The sequence below is a fragment of the Candidatus Nitrospira salsa genome (genome assembly GCF_965152625.1).
Genome location: NZ_CBCUCO010000002.1, coordinates 229,141 through 248,221, shown reverse-complemented (window position 1 = coordinate 248,221; position 19,081 = coordinate 229,141). Strand labels below are relative to the sequence as shown.

Annotated in this window: 8 protein-coding genes; 1 reads left to right on the top strand and 7 read right to left on the bottom strand. The window is 43.7% G+C overall.

Features of this window, described 5'->3' with window-relative positions; translation table 11 throughout:
* The first annotated feature begins 324 nt into the window (after positions 1-324).
* Positions 325-1,326, top strand: a complete 1,002-nt coding sequence (locus tag ACWQXP_RS02940) for a methyltransferase domain-containing protein (RefSeq protein WP_454061346.1) — start codon at positions 325-327, stop codon at positions 1,324-1,326.
* A 22-nt stretch (positions 1,327-1,348) separates the two neighbouring features.
* Here the strand turns inward: ACWQXP_RS02940 and ACWQXP_RS02935 are convergent, their stop codons facing one another.
* The 7 genes from ACWQXP_RS02935 to ACWQXP_RS02905 form a co-directional block, all read right to left on the bottom strand.
* Positions 1,349-10,228: a glycosyltransferase gene (locus tag ACWQXP_RS02935; RefSeq protein ID WP_454061345.1), complete on the bottom strand. Its 8,880-nt coding sequence runs from the start codon at positions 10,226-10,228 to the stop codon at positions 1,349-1,351.
* Positions 10,229-10,300: 72 nt separating this feature from the next.
* Positions 10,301-11,944 (bottom strand): B12-binding domain-containing radical SAM protein, encoded by a 1,644-nt coding sequence (locus ACWQXP_RS02930; protein WP_454061344.1) that lies wholly within the window; start codon positions 11,942-11,944, stop codon positions 10,301-10,303.
* Positions 11,945-12,340: 396 nt separating this feature from the next.
* Positions 12,341-13,798: a tetratricopeptide repeat protein gene (locus ACWQXP_RS02925; protein WP_454061343.1), complete on the bottom strand. Its 1,458-nt coding sequence runs from the start codon at positions 13,796-13,798 to the stop codon at positions 12,341-12,343.
* A 164-nt stretch (positions 13,799-13,962) separates the two neighbouring features.
* On the bottom strand, positions 13,963-15,033 hold the full coding sequence (locus ACWQXP_RS02920) for a zinc-binding dehydrogenase (protein ID WP_454061342.1): 1,071 nt from the start codon (positions 15,031-15,033) through the stop codon (positions 13,963-13,965).
* Between the two features lie 2 nt (positions 15,034-15,035).
* Positions 15,036-15,704, bottom strand: a complete 669-nt coding sequence (locus ACWQXP_RS02915) for a class I SAM-dependent methyltransferase (protein ID WP_454061341.1) — start codon at positions 15,702-15,704, stop codon at positions 15,036-15,038.
* 2 nt (positions 15,705-15,706) lie between these two features.
* Entirely contained in the window at positions 15,707-17,209 is a 1,503-nt protein-coding gene (locus ACWQXP_RS02910; protein ID WP_454061340.1) for an SPASM domain-containing protein, read from the bottom strand.
* 198 nt (positions 17,210-17,407) lie between these two features.
* A complete protein-coding gene (locus tag ACWQXP_RS02905) occupies positions 17,408-18,991 on the bottom strand; it encodes a B12-binding domain-containing radical SAM protein (RefSeq protein WP_454061339.1) in 1,584 nt (527 codons plus the stop codon).
* Between the last annotated feature and the right edge of the window lie 90 nt (positions 18,992-19,081).

Below are 19,081 nucleotides of genomic sequence, written 5' to 3'. Positions count from 1 at the left end.
TTCAATTCTTTAATTTGAGGAAACACGAATGGACTTTTTAACTAGGCAGAGCGAGAGGAGACAGAGAAATGAAACCTCACGACTCCATTTTCATTAAAATAGATATTACGTGCAAAATGCGGAGTTTTTTATCACGTTACGAGAAACATCTTTCATCGATTAACAGACTCACTCGATTACATATCTGGCAATACTTTTGCATTTTCGATAATGAATACTCAGCCATACATCAGCTTTTTGCCAGTACGCGACATTGTCTCTCTACATTCAGTTCTCATTGCTTAACACAGGTGCAGAAATACACTCAGACGTGAAACATCATCGATGAATATTGCTGAAACAATGAAAAGTGAATGGAATCGGCGGGCTAAACACCATGCCCGTTATTGGGTTGCGACAGAAGACTTTCATGATGATAGGAAGTTTGCGAAATCCGGTAAAAATACGGCCAATGCTCTGTTATCTCGTGTCGCACCCTACTCCAACTCATCATGGTCAATCTTGGATATTGGGTGTGGAGTCGGACGCGTCCTCAAACCTCTTGCCTCGCACTTTCAACATCTTATCGGCATCGACATCTCCGGTGAGATGATTGCACACAGTAAGCAATGGCTGAACGAACTCAATAATGTCGAGACAAGGGAAACGTCTGGAGTTGACTTACATCCTTTTCGGAATGAGTCTTTTGATTTGGTGTATTCATTTGTCGCCTTTCAACATATGCCTCGACCTGTGTTTGCACGTTATTTGGAAGAAAGTCATCGCGTATTGAAAATTCATGGATATCTGGCTTTTCAGATTCCAGTTGGAGTTCCTCTAGATACGGCAATCGAAGATACCATTACCATGCGTCAGTACGGTACACATGAGCTTGCAGAAGAATTACAGCGCTGTGGATTTCAGTTAATTGGCGAAACACATTTAGACACAAACATACAGTCGAGCAATCGGATGGAACCAAATTGCGGCATATATCTCGCTAAAAAATCAGGAGCAGTCATTCGGCCCAAGAATACATGCTGGCTACAAGCTGAATGTGGTCAGGCTTTTTCTTTGCTCGATACACGAATGTATGTATGGTATGCCGAACAATGCCTTCAGGCAGGCCGGGAAAAGGAAGCCTTACGAACATATGAAGCGTTACGGCAACAGTCTCCTGACAGTCTTGAGAAATGGATCGGCACAGTAGAAGTCCTCGTTGAACGCGGAAAACTTGATGAGGCACAGGACACACTCGAAAAACTCACAGTAGCGTTGCCAACCTACCAAGCCTTGAATACGCTACTCGAAATCCAAAAACCGCATCTAAAATCTAACATCTCATAGAACATTCTTCTCTGCACGGTGTTCATGAGTTCGCGACACCACTAAGATTCACTCCCATGCTGTCAATAGCATGCGCCAAATCCTGAATTCCATCGTACTCCGGATTTAGATGCTTCAAGGTTTGTAAATGAGATTGAGCCTCCTGCGAATTTCCCTGACGAACATGGACACTAGCTAACGCAAACCGCATGTCACCATCTGCTGGATTTCGTTGGACAAATCGCAAGAGCAACTTCGACAATGATTTCCAATCAGCCAACTCCGTTCCTGTTCGAATCACCCAATTCATCGATTCAATATCATCGGGATTCTCATTGGCGTTCTGCGTGAAAACATCCCACGCGTCTCTCGTCTGCCCCATACCGACATAAGCCATTCCCATTCCAAGCTGAGCCTTTTTCCGATCTCCTTCACATTGGATTGCCCTGTGAAAAGCTTCTACTGCTTCTGAAAATTTCCCGCATTGCATGAGATACACCCCGTGTAAATGCAAATCAGATCCGTTGTTCGGCCTAGCTTCTAAGAGAGCCATAAGATGCCTACCCGCTTCCTCCAAATTCCCTCGATTAAGCTCGAAGCGTGCTAACATGGCAAGTGACTTATGAGACTCTCCTAATTGAAGAGCTTGTCGGAAAAACTTTTCACTTAACCCATCATATCCTAATGCATGACACGTCAATCCAACCCACTCAACCACCGCGGCATCTTTTGGCCACTCTTCATGACCGTTAACTAATTGCTGAATTTCCTGAGAAAGAGAATCTGTTTGATCATGTACGATTTTTATGTCTCTATATTGGTGAAGAAGATGCTGCAATTGAGCAACTCTTGACCAACTTGCAGACTCTTTTTCATCATCAAACCACTTGTAAGTAATACTAGACGACTCACCCTGGTCTTCCACCAACAGCGCAATACCATCCTCAAAAGCAATACAATCTTCATCGGTGAGGTGCTTATTACTCCATCTTTTCAAGAAAACCTCAGTGTTGCTATCATTGTGTAAATTTCGGCCAGGAGTTTGGCCTTCTAAATGGTATAGCCAACTCTTTGGCTGATACACAACCTTGCCTCCCTTCTCTCCAATGTTCAGACACAAATCAATATCCTCAAACCCATTTCTATATGCTTCATCAAACCCTCCAACCGCATCAAACCATGTTCGCTTCACCAGCATACAGGCAGCTGTTACCGCTTGAAACTCTCGTCGTCGATTTGCGAACGTGCTTTCGCCAGGTAAGCCCCTATAGATATGGTAGGGCGTCAACGTACTACGGGAAATAGCCACTCCCCCGTGCTGAAGCGTACCGTCCGGATACAACAGCTTACTACCGACAATCGCAATATTGTGATCGGACTCGGCTTCTTCGACCAAAGCTTTCAACCATCCACGTTGCGGAATCGTATCATTATTGAGAAAAGTGACATACTTGCCCCGAGCGACTCGTGCCCCCTGATTACACGCCTTCGCAAACCCAAGATTCTCTGTATTTCGAATAACCTGTATCTCATTAAGAAAACTTTCTAAGATTTCTTGAGTTTCATCAGTGGAATTATTATCTATAACAATGACTTCATAACTGACACCGCTTGTGATTTCCATCAATTCCGTAAGACATTGTTTCGTTAATTCGGCCTTATTAAAAACAGGAATAATAATTGAACAATCCTTAGTGAATTGACGAACAGTCTCATTTCTATCAAGAATGACCTCTTTTCCTGGACCACAAGCAGTAGTCGACGTGCCTTCTTGGGTAAAATCTGGCAAACCGAGCCAGACAGCCTGGTACTGGGGCAAATAGTTGCCTATCATCCGACTGGCTAAGACCCATTGGCGAAGTTTTTCTCCTTCGGCTTGTGCTTCATTCAAATTATAAATTCGGTCCCGGATAGCTCGAACCCAAGCGGCTGTGTCATTAGGCACTCGTTCGATAGGTGCCTGTCGATGGGGATAAATGTCTGTTGCAATGACTGGATATCCCAAGATGCCATATTGCAAAATTCGAATATCGCTTTTGGCTTCATTAAATTCGTTTAGTTCCAAAGGAGCCAGCGCCACATCGAGATGTAAATTGGCCAATGCTTGTGGATAATCTTCGATGGCAGCCATAGGATACACTTGATTGGGTATACGTGAATTTTTCATACACTCTGGAGCATCCCCAAGAAAAACCCATTCCACTTCATCGCCTAGTGCTTCAATGACTGCATTGAGGAGTGCAAGATCAGCCATATGCACTCTAGTTTGTCCTGCCCAACCCACACGAGGCCGACGCCCACCTCTCGACTGAGTAGATAACCCAGCCCAATCTTGAGGAAATAAACAATTGGGCAGAACGAAGGACTCAATACCCCACGTTGAAAGAAAATTCTTAATAGGATCAGTGGCGACAGTGACACAATCTACCAATGGAAGAAACTCTCTTAATTTAGGACTCCTGATCCTCTCCAAAGATGCATTAGGATTATCATCTGGAACATTCCAGATTAAATCATCAATATCATGAACAACACGTGTCCCTTTATGACGTGCCATTTTTAAGATATCAGCATCAATCACATTCGTTCGATGACTAAGCCACACTTCATCAGGACCTTCGGGTAACGCGTTCTTAACATTGTCATTTTCCAATGCATTAAAAATCTTCCCGTGAACCCCTAATGTTTTAATGCACGCCAATAAAGGCATGACCAACCTCACAGCACCACAAATAGTATCCGACACGAGAACTGAAATATTCTTTTCAAGAGATATTGAGGCATCTTGAGATTTGGGGAAAGAGCTTACGGCTAAATCGAGGTCTTTACTGCCCTCGTTTTGTCCAATAATGGGGGTCTGCGGAGAAGGAATCGACAAACTTGCGGATAGGTCATCCAACCCTTCAAGATCAGGTTTCAACAATCGCAAAATTTCATATTCCTTTTGAGACTTTTCGTTCATTTCACCTTGAAGATATACTCCAGCTAGAGCAAAACGCATATCACAATTGGCTGGATTTCTGATAAGAAATTTTTCAAGTTGCTCAGCTATACGACTCCAATCCTTTATGTCTGTCCCAGCCCTCACGATCCAATGGATCGCCTCCTGATCATCTGGACAATCCCTTAAAATCGATTGAAAAACTTCAAAAGCTTCTGTCGCCTTCCCCTGTCCTAGCAGTGCCACCCCTAAACCCAAGCGTACCTTCTGATGCAGAGGGTTTCGAGCAAGACCATCTTCAAAGAGAGATATTGCCTTGTCAAATTCTTGTCTTTGTATGAACAAGGTTCCTTGTAATATGACATCTTCGATACTAAAGGAAACATTTTCCGTCAAAATATCAAGATGCATTTGAGCATCATCTAATTGACCGCGTCTGATAGCTGAGCGAATTAAGGAACGCCTTGCATCAACGTCATTCCCGATCTTGACCAACTTTCGCCAAAACTCACAGGCATTATCCTCGAATCCCAATGTTTCACATACAAATCCGCCCCACTCCAAGACTCCAGGGTCGCTTGGCCATTGTTCATGCTCGCTCAAGACTTTGTGAAGCTGGTCCCTTCGCTCTCCTTGCTTAAGTACACCACGAGTAGAACCACTTAACATCTCCTGCACGGTCACAACATGACGCCATTGCATTTTCTCTAATTCATTACCTATAGAAACAAGTTGAACGCCTTGTACCTGCCCTTGTGCGACTTGAACCATTGCACAGTCGTGTTCATAAGCTACGATGTCTTCGTCTTCCAACCACACATTTCCCCACCGGCTTAGAAACAGGTCTCTATTCTGTCCCATATGATCCTGCCGTCCGTGAGTTTGACTTTCTAAATGATAGAGACAGCTCTCTGGTTGATAAATAATTTTTTGGTTTTGCTGTTCGACTTTCAGACAGAAGTCCACATCCTCATACCCATTCATATACGCTTCGTCAAATCCATTGACGCATTCAAAAACTTCACGTTTCACCAACATGCATGCCGCGGTCACGGCTTTAAACTGCTTCCGTTGACTGACGAGCGGTGAATCTTTTTTCACTCCATTCGCCCAATGACCAGGCAGACCAGATTTTCGATTAAACACAATTCCAGCATGTTGTACAGTGTTATCAGGATAGAGCAACTTACTTCCGACAATCGCTACGTCCGAATGTGCACTCGCTTCCTTCACCAGGGCTTGAAGCCAGCCGGGTTGAGGAATGGTGTCATTATTCAAAAACACGACATACCTTCCTCTCGATGCACGTGCACCCTGATTGCAACCTTTGGCAAAGCCCAAATTCTCGCTATTTCGAATAATCTGCACATCACCATCGAGCGTTTCTAAGAATTCTCTTGTCCCATCACTTGAGTGATTATCCACAACAATGATTTCGTAGCTGACCCCATCCGTCACGTTTGCCAATTGAATAAGACATTGCTGGGTAAGCTCTACCTTATTGAAAACAGGAATAACAATCGAACAATCAAAAACAGGTGAGTTCGTATTCTGCTTCTCGCAACTTTCTTTGGATTCCTCAATATTACTGTTGCCGCCCTTATGAGGAGACAGGGTCTCATAGTTTAGGGAATTGATCTTACCCAGGACATATTGCTGTAAGGTATTTTCAAATACGATACACTTCTTCAATTCATGGTTCGTAAAAGAAAAACCGACACTTTCTGCAACTTTAAGAATAAGAGGTAATGGCTGTCGATCCCTTTGCTCCGAATGTTTGCAAAAGTTTTTCATTTCACCGAGAGAAGTTATGAGTGCTCGATAAACCACATACCCAACCTGAATTTCTTGCCCATATTCCCATTCTTGATCGATAAACGTATATGCTCCATTTCCATCAACAAATAAATTCTGTGGGATCATGTCAATGTACTTACCTGAAATTTTTTTATACATGACATCGGGAGCTTCCACTAACCCTGCAGCAGAATAGAATGCGTCGACCCATACGTGAAACCATTGCTGGATTTGTTCAAATGAGCAAGCAGGGCTGGTCATAATATCGATTAGGCGGTCTTGCCATAGTTGACCCTGAACAAAGGCTTGATGTTCAAGACGCTGGTTCACCATCAAGTTTCGACTATGAAGTTGAGGGTACAGTGCAATTTGATAGGTCATAGGCGCATCATTTTTGGTACGACTAAACACGACTTTTTTAGCAAATTCAGGTCTCCTGTCCGTGGCATAATGAATAGCAAGGGATCTGTCTGACATGTCAGAAATTTCCCTATCAGATGCAAGCAAGACAAAGGAATTTGCCATTTCTTTGAGAAGACCATTTCGCATAACGGGCCGCCACGCTCTTTCCTGGTTAAAACTGACGCGTGAAGGATGTTGCAGGTCTTTGGAACAGGCATTGCGGACAAGCGGAAAAAGATTCATGTCGTCCACTGGCAATGCTCCCTGATCTGATATCATCAGTCTAGGAAGCTTATAATCCGGAAATGGGTACCACCATTGCATCCTCGTTAATCCAGCCCTACCTACTCGGTCACCAAGGTCTTTCCGACCAAACGTCACCACATTGCTAGAATCGTACTGATCTTCAATCCCAAACATGGGTTCACCCATGTGATCTTCAAGAAATCCCGCAAAGTATTTCAGGCCCAGTTGATTTTCAATCGCAATAATCAATTTACCCCCAGGCTTTAAAAAGCCTGTGACATATTTCAGCATGGCATCAACAGGATCTTTTCCCTCACCGGGGAAAAACTTTCTCGCGTATTCTAAAACTCCAATGAGAGTCACCACATCAAATTTTTGAATACATTGAAGTGTCTGAACCGCTTCGGCAACGACTGTCACGTTTTTCAGATCACGGCAACGAAGGGCAGCAATGGAAGCTCGACGCGGGCTACCTTCTATGGCAAACACATCGGATCCAATCTCACCCAGATACCGTGAGATGGCCCCACAACCTGCACCAATTTCGAGAACCTGTTTTCCTCGTAGACCTTCTTCAAATGGTCGCAAAAGATTGGCACGTTGATTGGACAAATGATACCGAGAGGGCCAATCAGTATAGTGGTTTGCCAATTCAACCGACATTACACTGACATCACTGGCCCTTGTTATAATATTTTTTAAACGCTTCTCAATCTCATCTCCGTCACTATATGCAATACCTGTATATTCTGGACGCTGCCAGACATTTGTCGTCATATCTCGGGTATAATTTTTTAAGATTGCTGCTCCAACTTCAGACATCGTCTCCTCCATCACTTCAGGCTTCTTTTCTGCTAAGCCTATGCCACTTATTCGTTCGACCAAATACTCCGTATCAAAATGCACAGAATGGTAAGACAACAAATCTTTGGGCAACCACCCAGCCATATCTTTTGGGGAATATTGATCATATTGCGAATGCCAGCCCAAGGTATGGTGTTCATTGATCACTCGAGGCAATCGATCTTGAAATACCTTTTTACTGGCTTGATCCAAATTTCTTAATGGGTAATGCTTGATGAGAAACTTAATGGGATAAATGCGTCGATCTGGAAACTGGGCCTCATGACCTCCCGTGTTGGAGAGTTTGATGTTCCCAACATTTTTCCAGGCTTTTACCTGGTGAAAATGACCTGGTCGTCGACCGAATTCAAAATGAGTCAAATTTGTTTGGTAGGGCGCCTGGCTGGAATTCCGATGAGACAGAAACCGAAAATCAATAACCGTATGATCCACCGCGCTGTATCCCAGCCAATGAATGTGGGCTAGGGCATTTTTTAAAGTAACCCCCCGCCATGGACTCATTCGTATTTCATCAGCATCATGATGCATGACCCAATCAACTGGAAGCGTAGCGGCATACGTCTCAGTTTTTTCAAGTTGACGTTTCCATTGATATTCATTAATTCGAGCTTCCGGAAAACGCTCAGCGTGAGTCACTTTCCCTAATCCTTTAAGAGAACAAATGACTTTCCATGAATCGTCATCTGACCAATTATCAAAAATATGAACTTCGATTCCTTCATTGTATAGGTGCTCAATCACCTCAGGAAGAATATCTGCTTCATTGTAGACATGAATGATAGCTGCGACTCGAAACGTTTTTTGCCCAGACGAAGGCGGTATCGCCTGTGTCCCGGCAACAGCTAAAAGAGTGGTCTTCGCCAAATGAAAATCGGTGTTAATGGTATGACCTAAAAAATGTCCCTCGCCAAATCCAGACTCCTTCATAAAGCGCGCAAATTCTGTCGCCGCCCACTCCATCACATGGGCTTGATTGGCCGGTGGACCATTATCGAGCCATCCACGTGCTCGATCCCGATCTGGGGTTGAAATTAATAAAAATGGTGAGACCTTAGATAAACCAGCCAAAGCCTGCATGAGGCAATCAGGGCGCTGAAGATGCTCAATGACATCAGAGCAAATTACGACGGCATTTCTAAGAATTTCCTCAGATAATTGTGGCAACCCATTTTCGAGGTCACAGTCAATAAATTTCCCTTGAGGTAACCTTTCTTTCGCAAGATTAAGTGAGTCCGAACAATCAATACCCAAAATTCGAAATTCTTGAGGTAACGCTTGAAGCTTTTCTCCAGAACCACACCCTATATCGATAATCCATTTGGCACCCGAACGTTCAGCCAAGAAACCAGCTAGCTCATACACATGCGGTTGGTATATAAACTCACCCGGAGTATCGAGGTATTGCGTATGACCGACACGTTCAATATATCCCTTGGGCAAACATTTACTCATACTCCATCCCTCTGGTGAATCGGAAGACATACGAAGATCCTTTGATCTACTGTTTGTAGAAGAAGCATCTGGAAAATCACTCAGTGTTCCATACTCCGAACTCTCATCATATGTTGGAACTTTTCCATTTTTCACCCAAGCCAATGCTTGCTGTACTCGCCATTCGACCGTGTGAAATTTACGAATCTTCTGAAGTGCATGAACCATCAACTTTTCGCTAAAGACTGGATCTCGCTCAAGACGATCCAACTGTAGAGCGAGAGAAGAAGGATCGTCCTGAGAAAATAGGAGAATGTCTTTACCATCTTCAAAGAGAGTTCGGGTCTTAGGGCGATTCGGAATAGCAAAAGAAAGAACTGGACATCCTGCTGCCATTCCCTCAAATACACGCCCACCATAAAAACTCGCATAACTAGGCAAATTGATTATTGGACCGGATGCACGTAGTCCACGCATCCATTCACGAAACTCTCCCTTTCGAATACTATGAAGATTTGAAATGTATTGGACTAGATCTTGCCCTGAAACAATTCGCCCACTCTCTAATATATTTCGTGCATACTGCTGTAGTTCATCAAACAAACAAGGAAACTCAGATTCTGAGCTGCTCTTGGTAGGTACGAGCATGCGGTCTAGAACTGGATGATCAATCCACGCTCGGCGAGATCCATAGATATTTCCATGAAAAACAGCTTTTCGGCCATCTAATGGAGCAGGAGTATCGACGATACAATTGCGAGGAACGCTTGCAGGCCACCATATGGCATCAGCCGACTTTGAAGCATTAATGTCTTCTGCATCCTGTTCATCAAATGTCAACACATGAGTCAAAGCTTGAATTTGACGGGAAACAATACGAGGACGCTCAATTAGTCCGGGCGAATTCGCATAGGCTTCAGACCCATAGTGTAATGATTCCATCAACACGCCAATCCGTATCGGTGCGAGAGTAGAGATCCAATCTAAAAATAACTCGTCATAGTGATAATGAACGAGCCATAACCAGACTTGATCAAACTGTTTGTTTTGGCAAAATGATCTCGCATGAGAAAGCCAAGACCGTTGCTCACCTGGAATAGCGGGAATCGTAAAACATTCAACTTCTAACTGAGAAAGTGCATCTTGAATAGCAAAGTTCGCCGAATAGGTCCAAGGGCGAGCAAGTTTCCAAGTTGGAAATTCTAGCTGAATTAAAAGTGCAGTGGATTTCCGTGATGCCATGCTGTCCTTCGTCAAACGAAAGGTTTGATTAATTCACATACTCTGAACTGGACATAATTCTGACCTCAGCACTTACAATAGATTGGGCCGACTTGGATGACCGATATGGCCAGCAGGAGCAGGAGACTTGCGTGGTAATGACTGAATCGTTAGGAGGGGGGCGTCCGGTGATCCTTCCGTCGCAATTCCCACAAGTTCAGGCTCCATCGATGCCATGTCAATATTTGGTACATCTTGCACTTTCCCGAATGCACCATCACCTAAACTGACAAACTCTTGCTTTGTTTCCGTAAAATTTCTGGGCAAAGATTTTTTCATCAGTAATTTACCCACACGAAAAAGCATAAGGAGACCACCTAGGACGCCATGCTTCTTAAGCATAGGGCGCCAACGCCATGGCGCGGAGTAGATTTTGACAAATCCTTCGTTCTGTAGCTCAATGAGATCATGCGGAGACAAACCGTTCACCGTAGTCACAGCACTGCCATACCGTCGATATTCTGAAAAATCCTTACTCATGAGTTCAATTCCATAATCCCCACTTATAGCCATATCGTGAAATTCTGTACCAGGATAAGGCACCGCAATCGCAAAATTCGCCTGCGCGACGTCACGTGCTTTACCGAGGAAATCAAGTGTCTTTTTCACCGTCTCTCGTGTTTCCCCAGGCAAACCAATCATGACCGAATTTAGAGCTTCAACACCAAATTGATTACAAATCCGATTCGCCCGTACATAATGTTCAAGCGGCACTTGTTTTTTCATCGTCTTCCGCATCTGCGCATCAACTGTCTCCAACCCAAAGGACAAACGAATAAGCCCACTTTTTGCGAGCCGCTCAATCAATGCCTCATCAACTAAGTTTGCTCTCGTGCTACCTTCAAACGTAATAGATAAACCTTCCTGATCAAGTAAATCACAAATCTCTACAATATGGTCATTCCAGAGGGTAAGGACATCATCGACGATATTGAAATGTGTGATTCCATATTTGGTAACGACAGACTTCATTTCTGCCACAACAGAACGCGGTGAACGAACGCGCATATCCGTCGTCTTCAAAGCTTCTGATGCACAGAAGATACATTTCCACGGACAACCTCGCATGGTCTGAATTGACGAAAAATTTTTTCTGCCTTCTAATGTACCGATCTTATACTTGCTCATATCAAGCAAATGCCGACCTGGAAAAGGAAGACTGTCAAGATCAGAAACATTTGCTGGTTGTCCTGTGGTGATGACTTGATTATCTCGATGGAAGATTAGTCCCGGCACTTCAGATACATCACGGCCAGCTTCAAGAAGATCAAGAAACTGAGGCCACGAGTCTTCAGCTTCACCAATAAATAACCAATCAAAGCACGACTCCAAAGCCTTCTCTTTCACAATCGTGATATGTGGACCACCAATCACGACAGGAATCTCCGGAGCGGTTTGCTTAAAATGGGTGGCAAACGCTTTACTGATGTGAAAAAAAGGACTCGTTGCAGTCAACCCAACAATATCAGGTTGCTGTTCCATTGTTGCAGCAACCATTTCGTCCATCGACAGGCCGTTCGCTTCTCCATCAATAATACTCACTTCATGACCATGGTTTTCAGCAATGGCAGCGAGTAAAGCCAGATTCAACGGGGGCCATCCTGCTGCACGTCGTGCGAAATGGCCGAAAATTCCATAAGAGCCTGTCCAGGTTGGATATACCAACACAACCTTCATTGCTTACTCCTTACTCTGAGGATTTGACTGCTCTCATCTGCTCCGCGTCCATCCGAAACCATTTCGAATTCGTACGGGACAACAAATAAGACTGATAGTTAAAAATGAACGCAATCGTTATGCCAACGATTGAAAGTGGTACGCACTTAATAATATGGGGAACAATACGGACTTACATGGGAATTGATTGCCTTGGGACATGAAAATGCTGCCTACTTCCCCAAGGCGGTTGTTTGGGAGGAATAAGAGGAATAAAGAAGATATTGACAAAGGAGACAATCAGCAATTGGTAGAATTGAGAAATATATGTTCACAGTTTTGGAAAATTGAGGACATGACTGCAAACATAATGCAATATAGGCCTATACGCTTTCTCATCAAAAAAAATGCATTCACCTATTCCTTAGACTGACTACCAGACAACAGTCGAGCAGCCTGTTGCTTGCACTCACTAGCACGTTGATAGTCACCTTGATGTTCATACAATTGACTGAGCTTAATCCACCGTTGTGGATTCACAGGATCAATGTACACTCCTGAGGCCCCACGCTGTATTGCCTGTTTTAGATTTCCACGGCTCTCGTAAAATGCAGCCAGATTATCATGTGGAGCTAATACACTAGGAGTTAGTTCAATAGCAGTTTGCCAGAATTTTTCAGCTTCTTCAGGTTTTCCTCCATTGAAAACTTCTACACCAAGTTGATTGTAGAGATTAGCTACGGTCAATACTAATCGTAAATTTGCCATACGAAATTGCTCCATCTCAACCTCACGTAGAGTTTGAAATTCTTTGTGACCGTCTGGAGCAGCCTCAAAGGCTTCTGCCATCCTTAACGCCTGCATGACAATATTTTCTGATTCTCGTAAAACAGGATCAAACATTTCATTGATTTCGGTACTATGAAATATGATGGCTTTCGACATGAAATAACGATGATGGGAATGAGTATGCCTAGTAAGCCATGATGCGAGATCAATAATTCGTGCGTTTCCGTTGGGAGGTGTTCCTGGTAAGACAGTATCAAACGTGAGATAGTACACCTCATCTGAATCTCCTACGACATGTAATTGTTCCAGATTTTGGCATACTCGCAAGGCATAATCTGTTCCATCAATCCCAAGACCTTCTGCTGAATATGTCAGGTCGCTCTCCGACTGTGGAAACGATAAAAATGGATGAAGATGAATGCCACGTTGTACAAGCCCCACTGAGCCAACCGGCCAATAGAGATAGGCACATGCCTTTTTTCGATATACAGGCGAATTCCAGTAAATACTCGTGGATGATGGATGAACATGTTTCAGTGATAAGGCAACGAGATCTCGTGGCGAAATTGTGAAACTCCCATCATCTTGAAAGTCGTGTCGAGTGCCAAAATCTGAAAGCAGGGACTCTCGTTTAGCACGCACCGCTCCAGTCAACACAAGCTTCTTCTTTTGCTTAACAAGCTTTAGGAGATTCTCAACTGCGCCATCGGCCAAAAGCATTTCAGGACCAGACACAATCAGACCACTATTCTGTCGTGCGGATAAAGCAACAATTTCTTGATGACATAATGTCAACACATCATATTTGTTAATGTCGCCGGCCTCCATTTCGGAGATTCTTTGATCAATAATATGAAACTCTGGTGTCGCAAAGCGGCTTAAGAGGGAAAACACCTCACTTTTTTCAATCTCTTTCTTATCAGCAGTCGTGGTAAAAATATGATAGTGACAGCTTGCGGCAGTATTTGTATAAAATACTCCTAGATTCCGTCTAGAAAGATGTGTCGGTAACGTCCATGATAGAAAGTCTTCTGTATAGACTTTCCCCCACACCACAACGACAATATTGAATTCTTCTTTCTTCATATCCATGAGTCAAGTAACGAAATACTCAATGTATGACATAGATGACACAGGGAACAGACTGTTCTTTCCATCTCTAGCCGAAAAAGTCATCTTGGTTCTATGCCGAACCATGAACAATGGGGCAAACGACATCACAGAGAAACAATGCGGTGCGATATATGACCTCACAATATGGAATCAGAAGACAGCGAAGAAACATCAATCAGTACACGACCCATCACGCCCTTTTTCATGGCTTCAAAAGCAGTATTGATCTCTCCAAGCGGGAAGACCTGTGATATTAATTGACCCAACATAAGACTTCCTTGTTGATAGAGACTTGCAAACCGTGGGAGATCCTGATCCATGGTGGTTTCTCCACCACAGGTCCCCAATAGCCTCTTGCCTTTGATAAGAGCAAAAGGATCAAGAGATATTTCACCACCATGTTCCAAATTTCCTGCGAGCACACATGTTCCACCCTGTTCCTTAGTCACTTGAAAGGCCAGCTCCATGGTCGTGACTTGACCCGCGGCTTCAATTGAATGATCGACACCTCGTCCATTGGTTACTTCAGCAATCACGCTCATTGGGTCTTCATGAGTAATGTTTATGGTCTTCCATGCCCCTAACTTTTTAGCCTGTTGCAATTTATTGTCGATTTGATCAATGACTATAATCCGTGCCCCGACAGATTGAGCTGCGAAGAAAGCGCTCAGACCAACTCCACCAATACCGAAAATAGCGACACTGTCCTGCTCTTTCACCTTCAAAGTATTGAATACAATTCCAGCCCCAGTCGGAACTGCACATCCCAGTAATGAAGCTTCTTTTAACGGCAACCAATGTGGGATTGGCGTCACTCGATTCTCTGATACAACAGCATATTCCATGAACGTACTAACTGCACCAGAATTCACCGGACCCTTCTCACTTCTGTAGACAGATTTCCCCACATCTGCCCCACCCCCTTTAATCCATGACAACACCACATTCTGCCCTGGCTGTACTTTTTTGACACCTTCTCCGATCTCTATAACAACTCCAGCCCCTTCATGTCCCAATGTATGTGGCAAATACCGATCAGGCCCTTTTTTCCCTTGCATTTCCATCAGTTGCGTACCACAGAGTCCACTATACATGACCTTTACTACAACCTGGCCAGGTTGTAACTCCGGGACCTCTAACATCATTAACTCCAATGGACAATTAGGTTGGAGCAACACTGCCGCTCTTGTCTGCCTTACCGCATTCATGTTTATGCAGCTGTATCAGCAATAAACCAATAGTAATCACCAGAATACCCGGTTTCTTCTAACACTAATTCCCAGTCAGCAGCATGCATATAAGTCAGTGCAGTCAGATTCCATTTAAGAAGTCTCTCCCGCTCCATATCATTCCGCCACGCATCGACCGTCACAAACGTATGATTCTTTGACACTCGTTTAACTTCTTTCAATGCTTGCTTACATTCATCCAACTCCAGATTATGAATCGTATTAATTGAAATCACGAGATCAAACTCATCATCTGCGAAAGGTAATTCTTTGGCATTAGCAATTTGCAAGTAAGGGCGGATCGCTTCAGGGCTTTTGGCAATACTATATTCAGAAATATCAATTCCAGTTATTGATAAGCCTGGCAATAACTGCTTGAACTCATACAACATATACCCTTTTGCACATCCAACATCTAAGATCTTTGATTCTTCGGTAAGCCCATAAAACTCCACAAATCGTTTGACAGTGTCCCGCCAAAAGCGTGGATGATATGAATATCCCCCATATCCGGTTAAACGCTCTCCGTCAAAGTACTCTTTGCCAAAACGCCGGGCCACTCTTCGATGATCTTCGGTAATACAACTGCCTCGCTCGTCAATCGGCCGTACTGAACGTGGATAACGATCTAGTAAATTAATTTCTCCCATAATCAACTCCCTCCTTGAAGCATTGGGATATCTTTCCGTTGTGGCATCGATGTCGGCGCTTTTCGAGATATATGCATTTGGCAACTATCACAAATGGCCGGGGATTCTTCTAAGAAATTTTCCCTCCAGTTTCTTGCTTCAGGAGAATCATAGACTTCCTTAAATGATGACTCTAGTATATTTCCAAAAGAGAACTCTCTTGAATCTGTAAGTCTGCAGCAAGGAGTCAGATGTCCATCTGCGGTCACATAAGGATCCCGCCAAGGTCTCGTACAGATAGCAGGAGACGGCAGAAACTCACCCATAACCAGTGTAAGGTTCGTAAAGCGAGGAGCCAACTTCGGAACTTGCGAAGAAACCCACGCCAGCTCTTCCCAAGTAAGACAGCCATCGGGATTACCCAAATCCGCATATGGTTGAAGATTGACTCTCAGTACTCCAAGTCGATCAAGTCGATCAAAGAGATTGGAAAGGTCCATAATGTTCTTTCGACTCACAACAGTTCTAATATCAACACGACCTGGACAGCTTTGAAGTAAGGTTCGAAGGCGACTTTCCAGATTGTCCACTTTCGTCCCTTTACGAATTTGATTCGCAAGCCCCTGATCCAACGTGTCAACAGAAACAACCAGATGAGACAAACCAAAATTGAAAAGCTTTATGTAATAATGAATGTCACGAGCCGAAATGTCACTCGTAAGCACAATACGTGAGAACTTTTTTGACAAGGAGGCCATTTTGATAATATCTGGAAGATTCGGATGAAGCGAAGGTTCTCCAACTCCCCAAACCAGTAAGCCTTCTGTGTGGGGCATTCCTTCGACAACTTTCTGAAACTCTTCTACGGATAAATGCCGATTTCTCCATGTACCCTGCTCAACCATCACAGTTCTAAGACATCCAGCACAAGAAAAGTTGCAAAAGGTCGTCACTTCGACATTAACACTTCCTAACCTTGGTCTTGCTGCTTGTTTATTTCGTAATGCTTTTGCTCGTTTCAAGGCGGACATAGCTAAAGCTTTTTCATCAAGATGTTCGCAAATGACAGCTTTTCCTTCCCAAAGACCAACATCTTCCGGCGCTAGAACTAATCCCTCATTGATTTGTTCCAGAGATTCAGGAAACCGCTCTTGCATTCGATAGATCTCAGCTAAGCTTCTTCTAGAATCGAGGTCTTTGGGGGACAACGAGATGGAAGTTCGATATGATGCCGCCGCCGCAGAATACTCTTTGACATGATAGTGAGCATATCCCAGTTGTTTGTAAAGATTCATGTCTTTGGGACAAAGAAGCGTTGCTTGTTTTAACGCAAGAATAGCTTTTTGAAATTCTCCAAGACTTACAAGAACAGAGGCAAGTTCTCGAAAGCCCTCACTCTCTCGGGGGAATGCCTTGACGACCTCTTCTAGCATCTGCAAGCCTCTCTCAATATCCCCATCCTTGATACATTGGGTGCTCGCATTTATTGCTTGTGAACTATCGGGGATCTCTGTACTTATCGACATTTCATCAGACTCCTGTATATATTTGCCACGAGTTTTTCTATTACCCCTAGATTCTTTCTAGAACGGATAGACGAGCAATCGCTGATACTTCCAAGATTTCACGACATTGACTCCATAATACCGCTCCTTAACCTTGATAGACATCATCAAAGATATCCTAAGCAAAGTTGAGAACTTCTCGAATATCATTGCATATATTTACGCGATTTTGGGTTCAAGTGCTTGATACATGTTGGGTTCACTATACAGTTCCTTGAAAGAAAAGGGACCTTCAAAATCTGGGAAGAAACTATAAAATGTGTCTTGTGCATGTCTGCGAAGTTGCGTGAGTTGTTCAAGAGTTATTCCAACCATTGACGCATATTTGGTCTGTCTCTCCAACGTTGCAAAATTTAATCGGTCCCAGTCAAAAGCTCTAATGATACCCAACTCATACTCGCTAAAGGCCTCAGTTCGATAGAGCGCGACCGTTCGCTTAATAATTCTGTTAATCTTTCCTGTATCTTTCAATTGCCCGCTGCTTATTACTTGCTTCATTAATCTCGTGCCAACCATAGGTGTCGCGATAGAGAATACGGAATAATCGATTTCAGAATGTGAATCAGCAAAATTAATAGTGTCAAAAAGTTCTTCTCGGCTCTCACCAGGCATTCCGACCACATACATCCCAATGATTTCAAGATCAGACTTTCTGGCCCAGTTCAGCACGTCATGATGATGGGCTATCGTCGAAAACTTTTTACCGATAATTCGCTTTAATACTCGGTCGTTTCCGGATTCGAGCGGACAGATCAATCGATACATTCCCGTACTGCACATTGCGTCGATGACTGTTTCTGAGAGAGGCCATAAAGGTATGCCTTGTGCTACGAACCATGGGAACCTTAGATTTCGTTTTACCAATTCGTTTGTGAATTTTAAGATTTGCTCTTCAGACTCAGCAAACAGATCATCAAAAAAATGAATTTCTTCTATACCTGAATCTAACGCTATCTCTATTTCATCTAAAACAAGCTCCAATGGTTTTCTACGATACTTTTGCTTGCTGCCCCTGAGAGGAGCAACACTACAATACGCACAACGCAACGGACAGCTACGAGAAGTCATGATATCCCGATAGCGAACACTCTTTTCTGGGAATCGAATTTTTCCATACTCCAAAATCGTCTCGTACCCTTTTCGCTGCTCCACAGTGAGTACCTCGTAAGCTGGAACAGGGAGCTTCGAAAGATCAACAGATGGATAGTCTAGAGAGACTTCCACTTCAGTTCCCCGATGATAAGAAACACCGTGGATTGAAGACGGTTCTTTTGCATTATTCAATGCACAGAGTAAATCTCCTACCGCAAAGTCCACTTCACCTCGAATAGAATAGTCGCAAATACCATCGCGCACTGCATGACCAGGGTAATTCGTGGCATGGCCGCCAGACAGAATGGTCACCACATTCGGTATATTTTGTTTGGCGATTTTAAACACGGGACTTCCATTCCAGTCCTGTGCTGTGGCGAACGTCAATATGGACTGTACAAGCACAACGGCATCCGGCCGGAAGGCAATAAGCTCATTCGTAAAGGAATTGAATCGTGAATCGACATAAAGACCCAAGTCACAGAGATCCACCTGATATCCACGTGTCCGAAGATCAGCAGCTACGGTAAGAGGCTCTATAGGAGAAACCAATCGATACGATTCAATGTCAGGCCGATTAGACATTGGATCAGTCCCCTTATCGCCATTAACAAGAGGAGGGACGACAATCAATACCTTAAAAATCTTCATGTTCTCACTCAACAGCTAGAGAAACGTTTCGTTTTCAATTCTGGCTCAGCAATCCTGTCACATAAAGAGTACAAACTTGTGCACACTCAG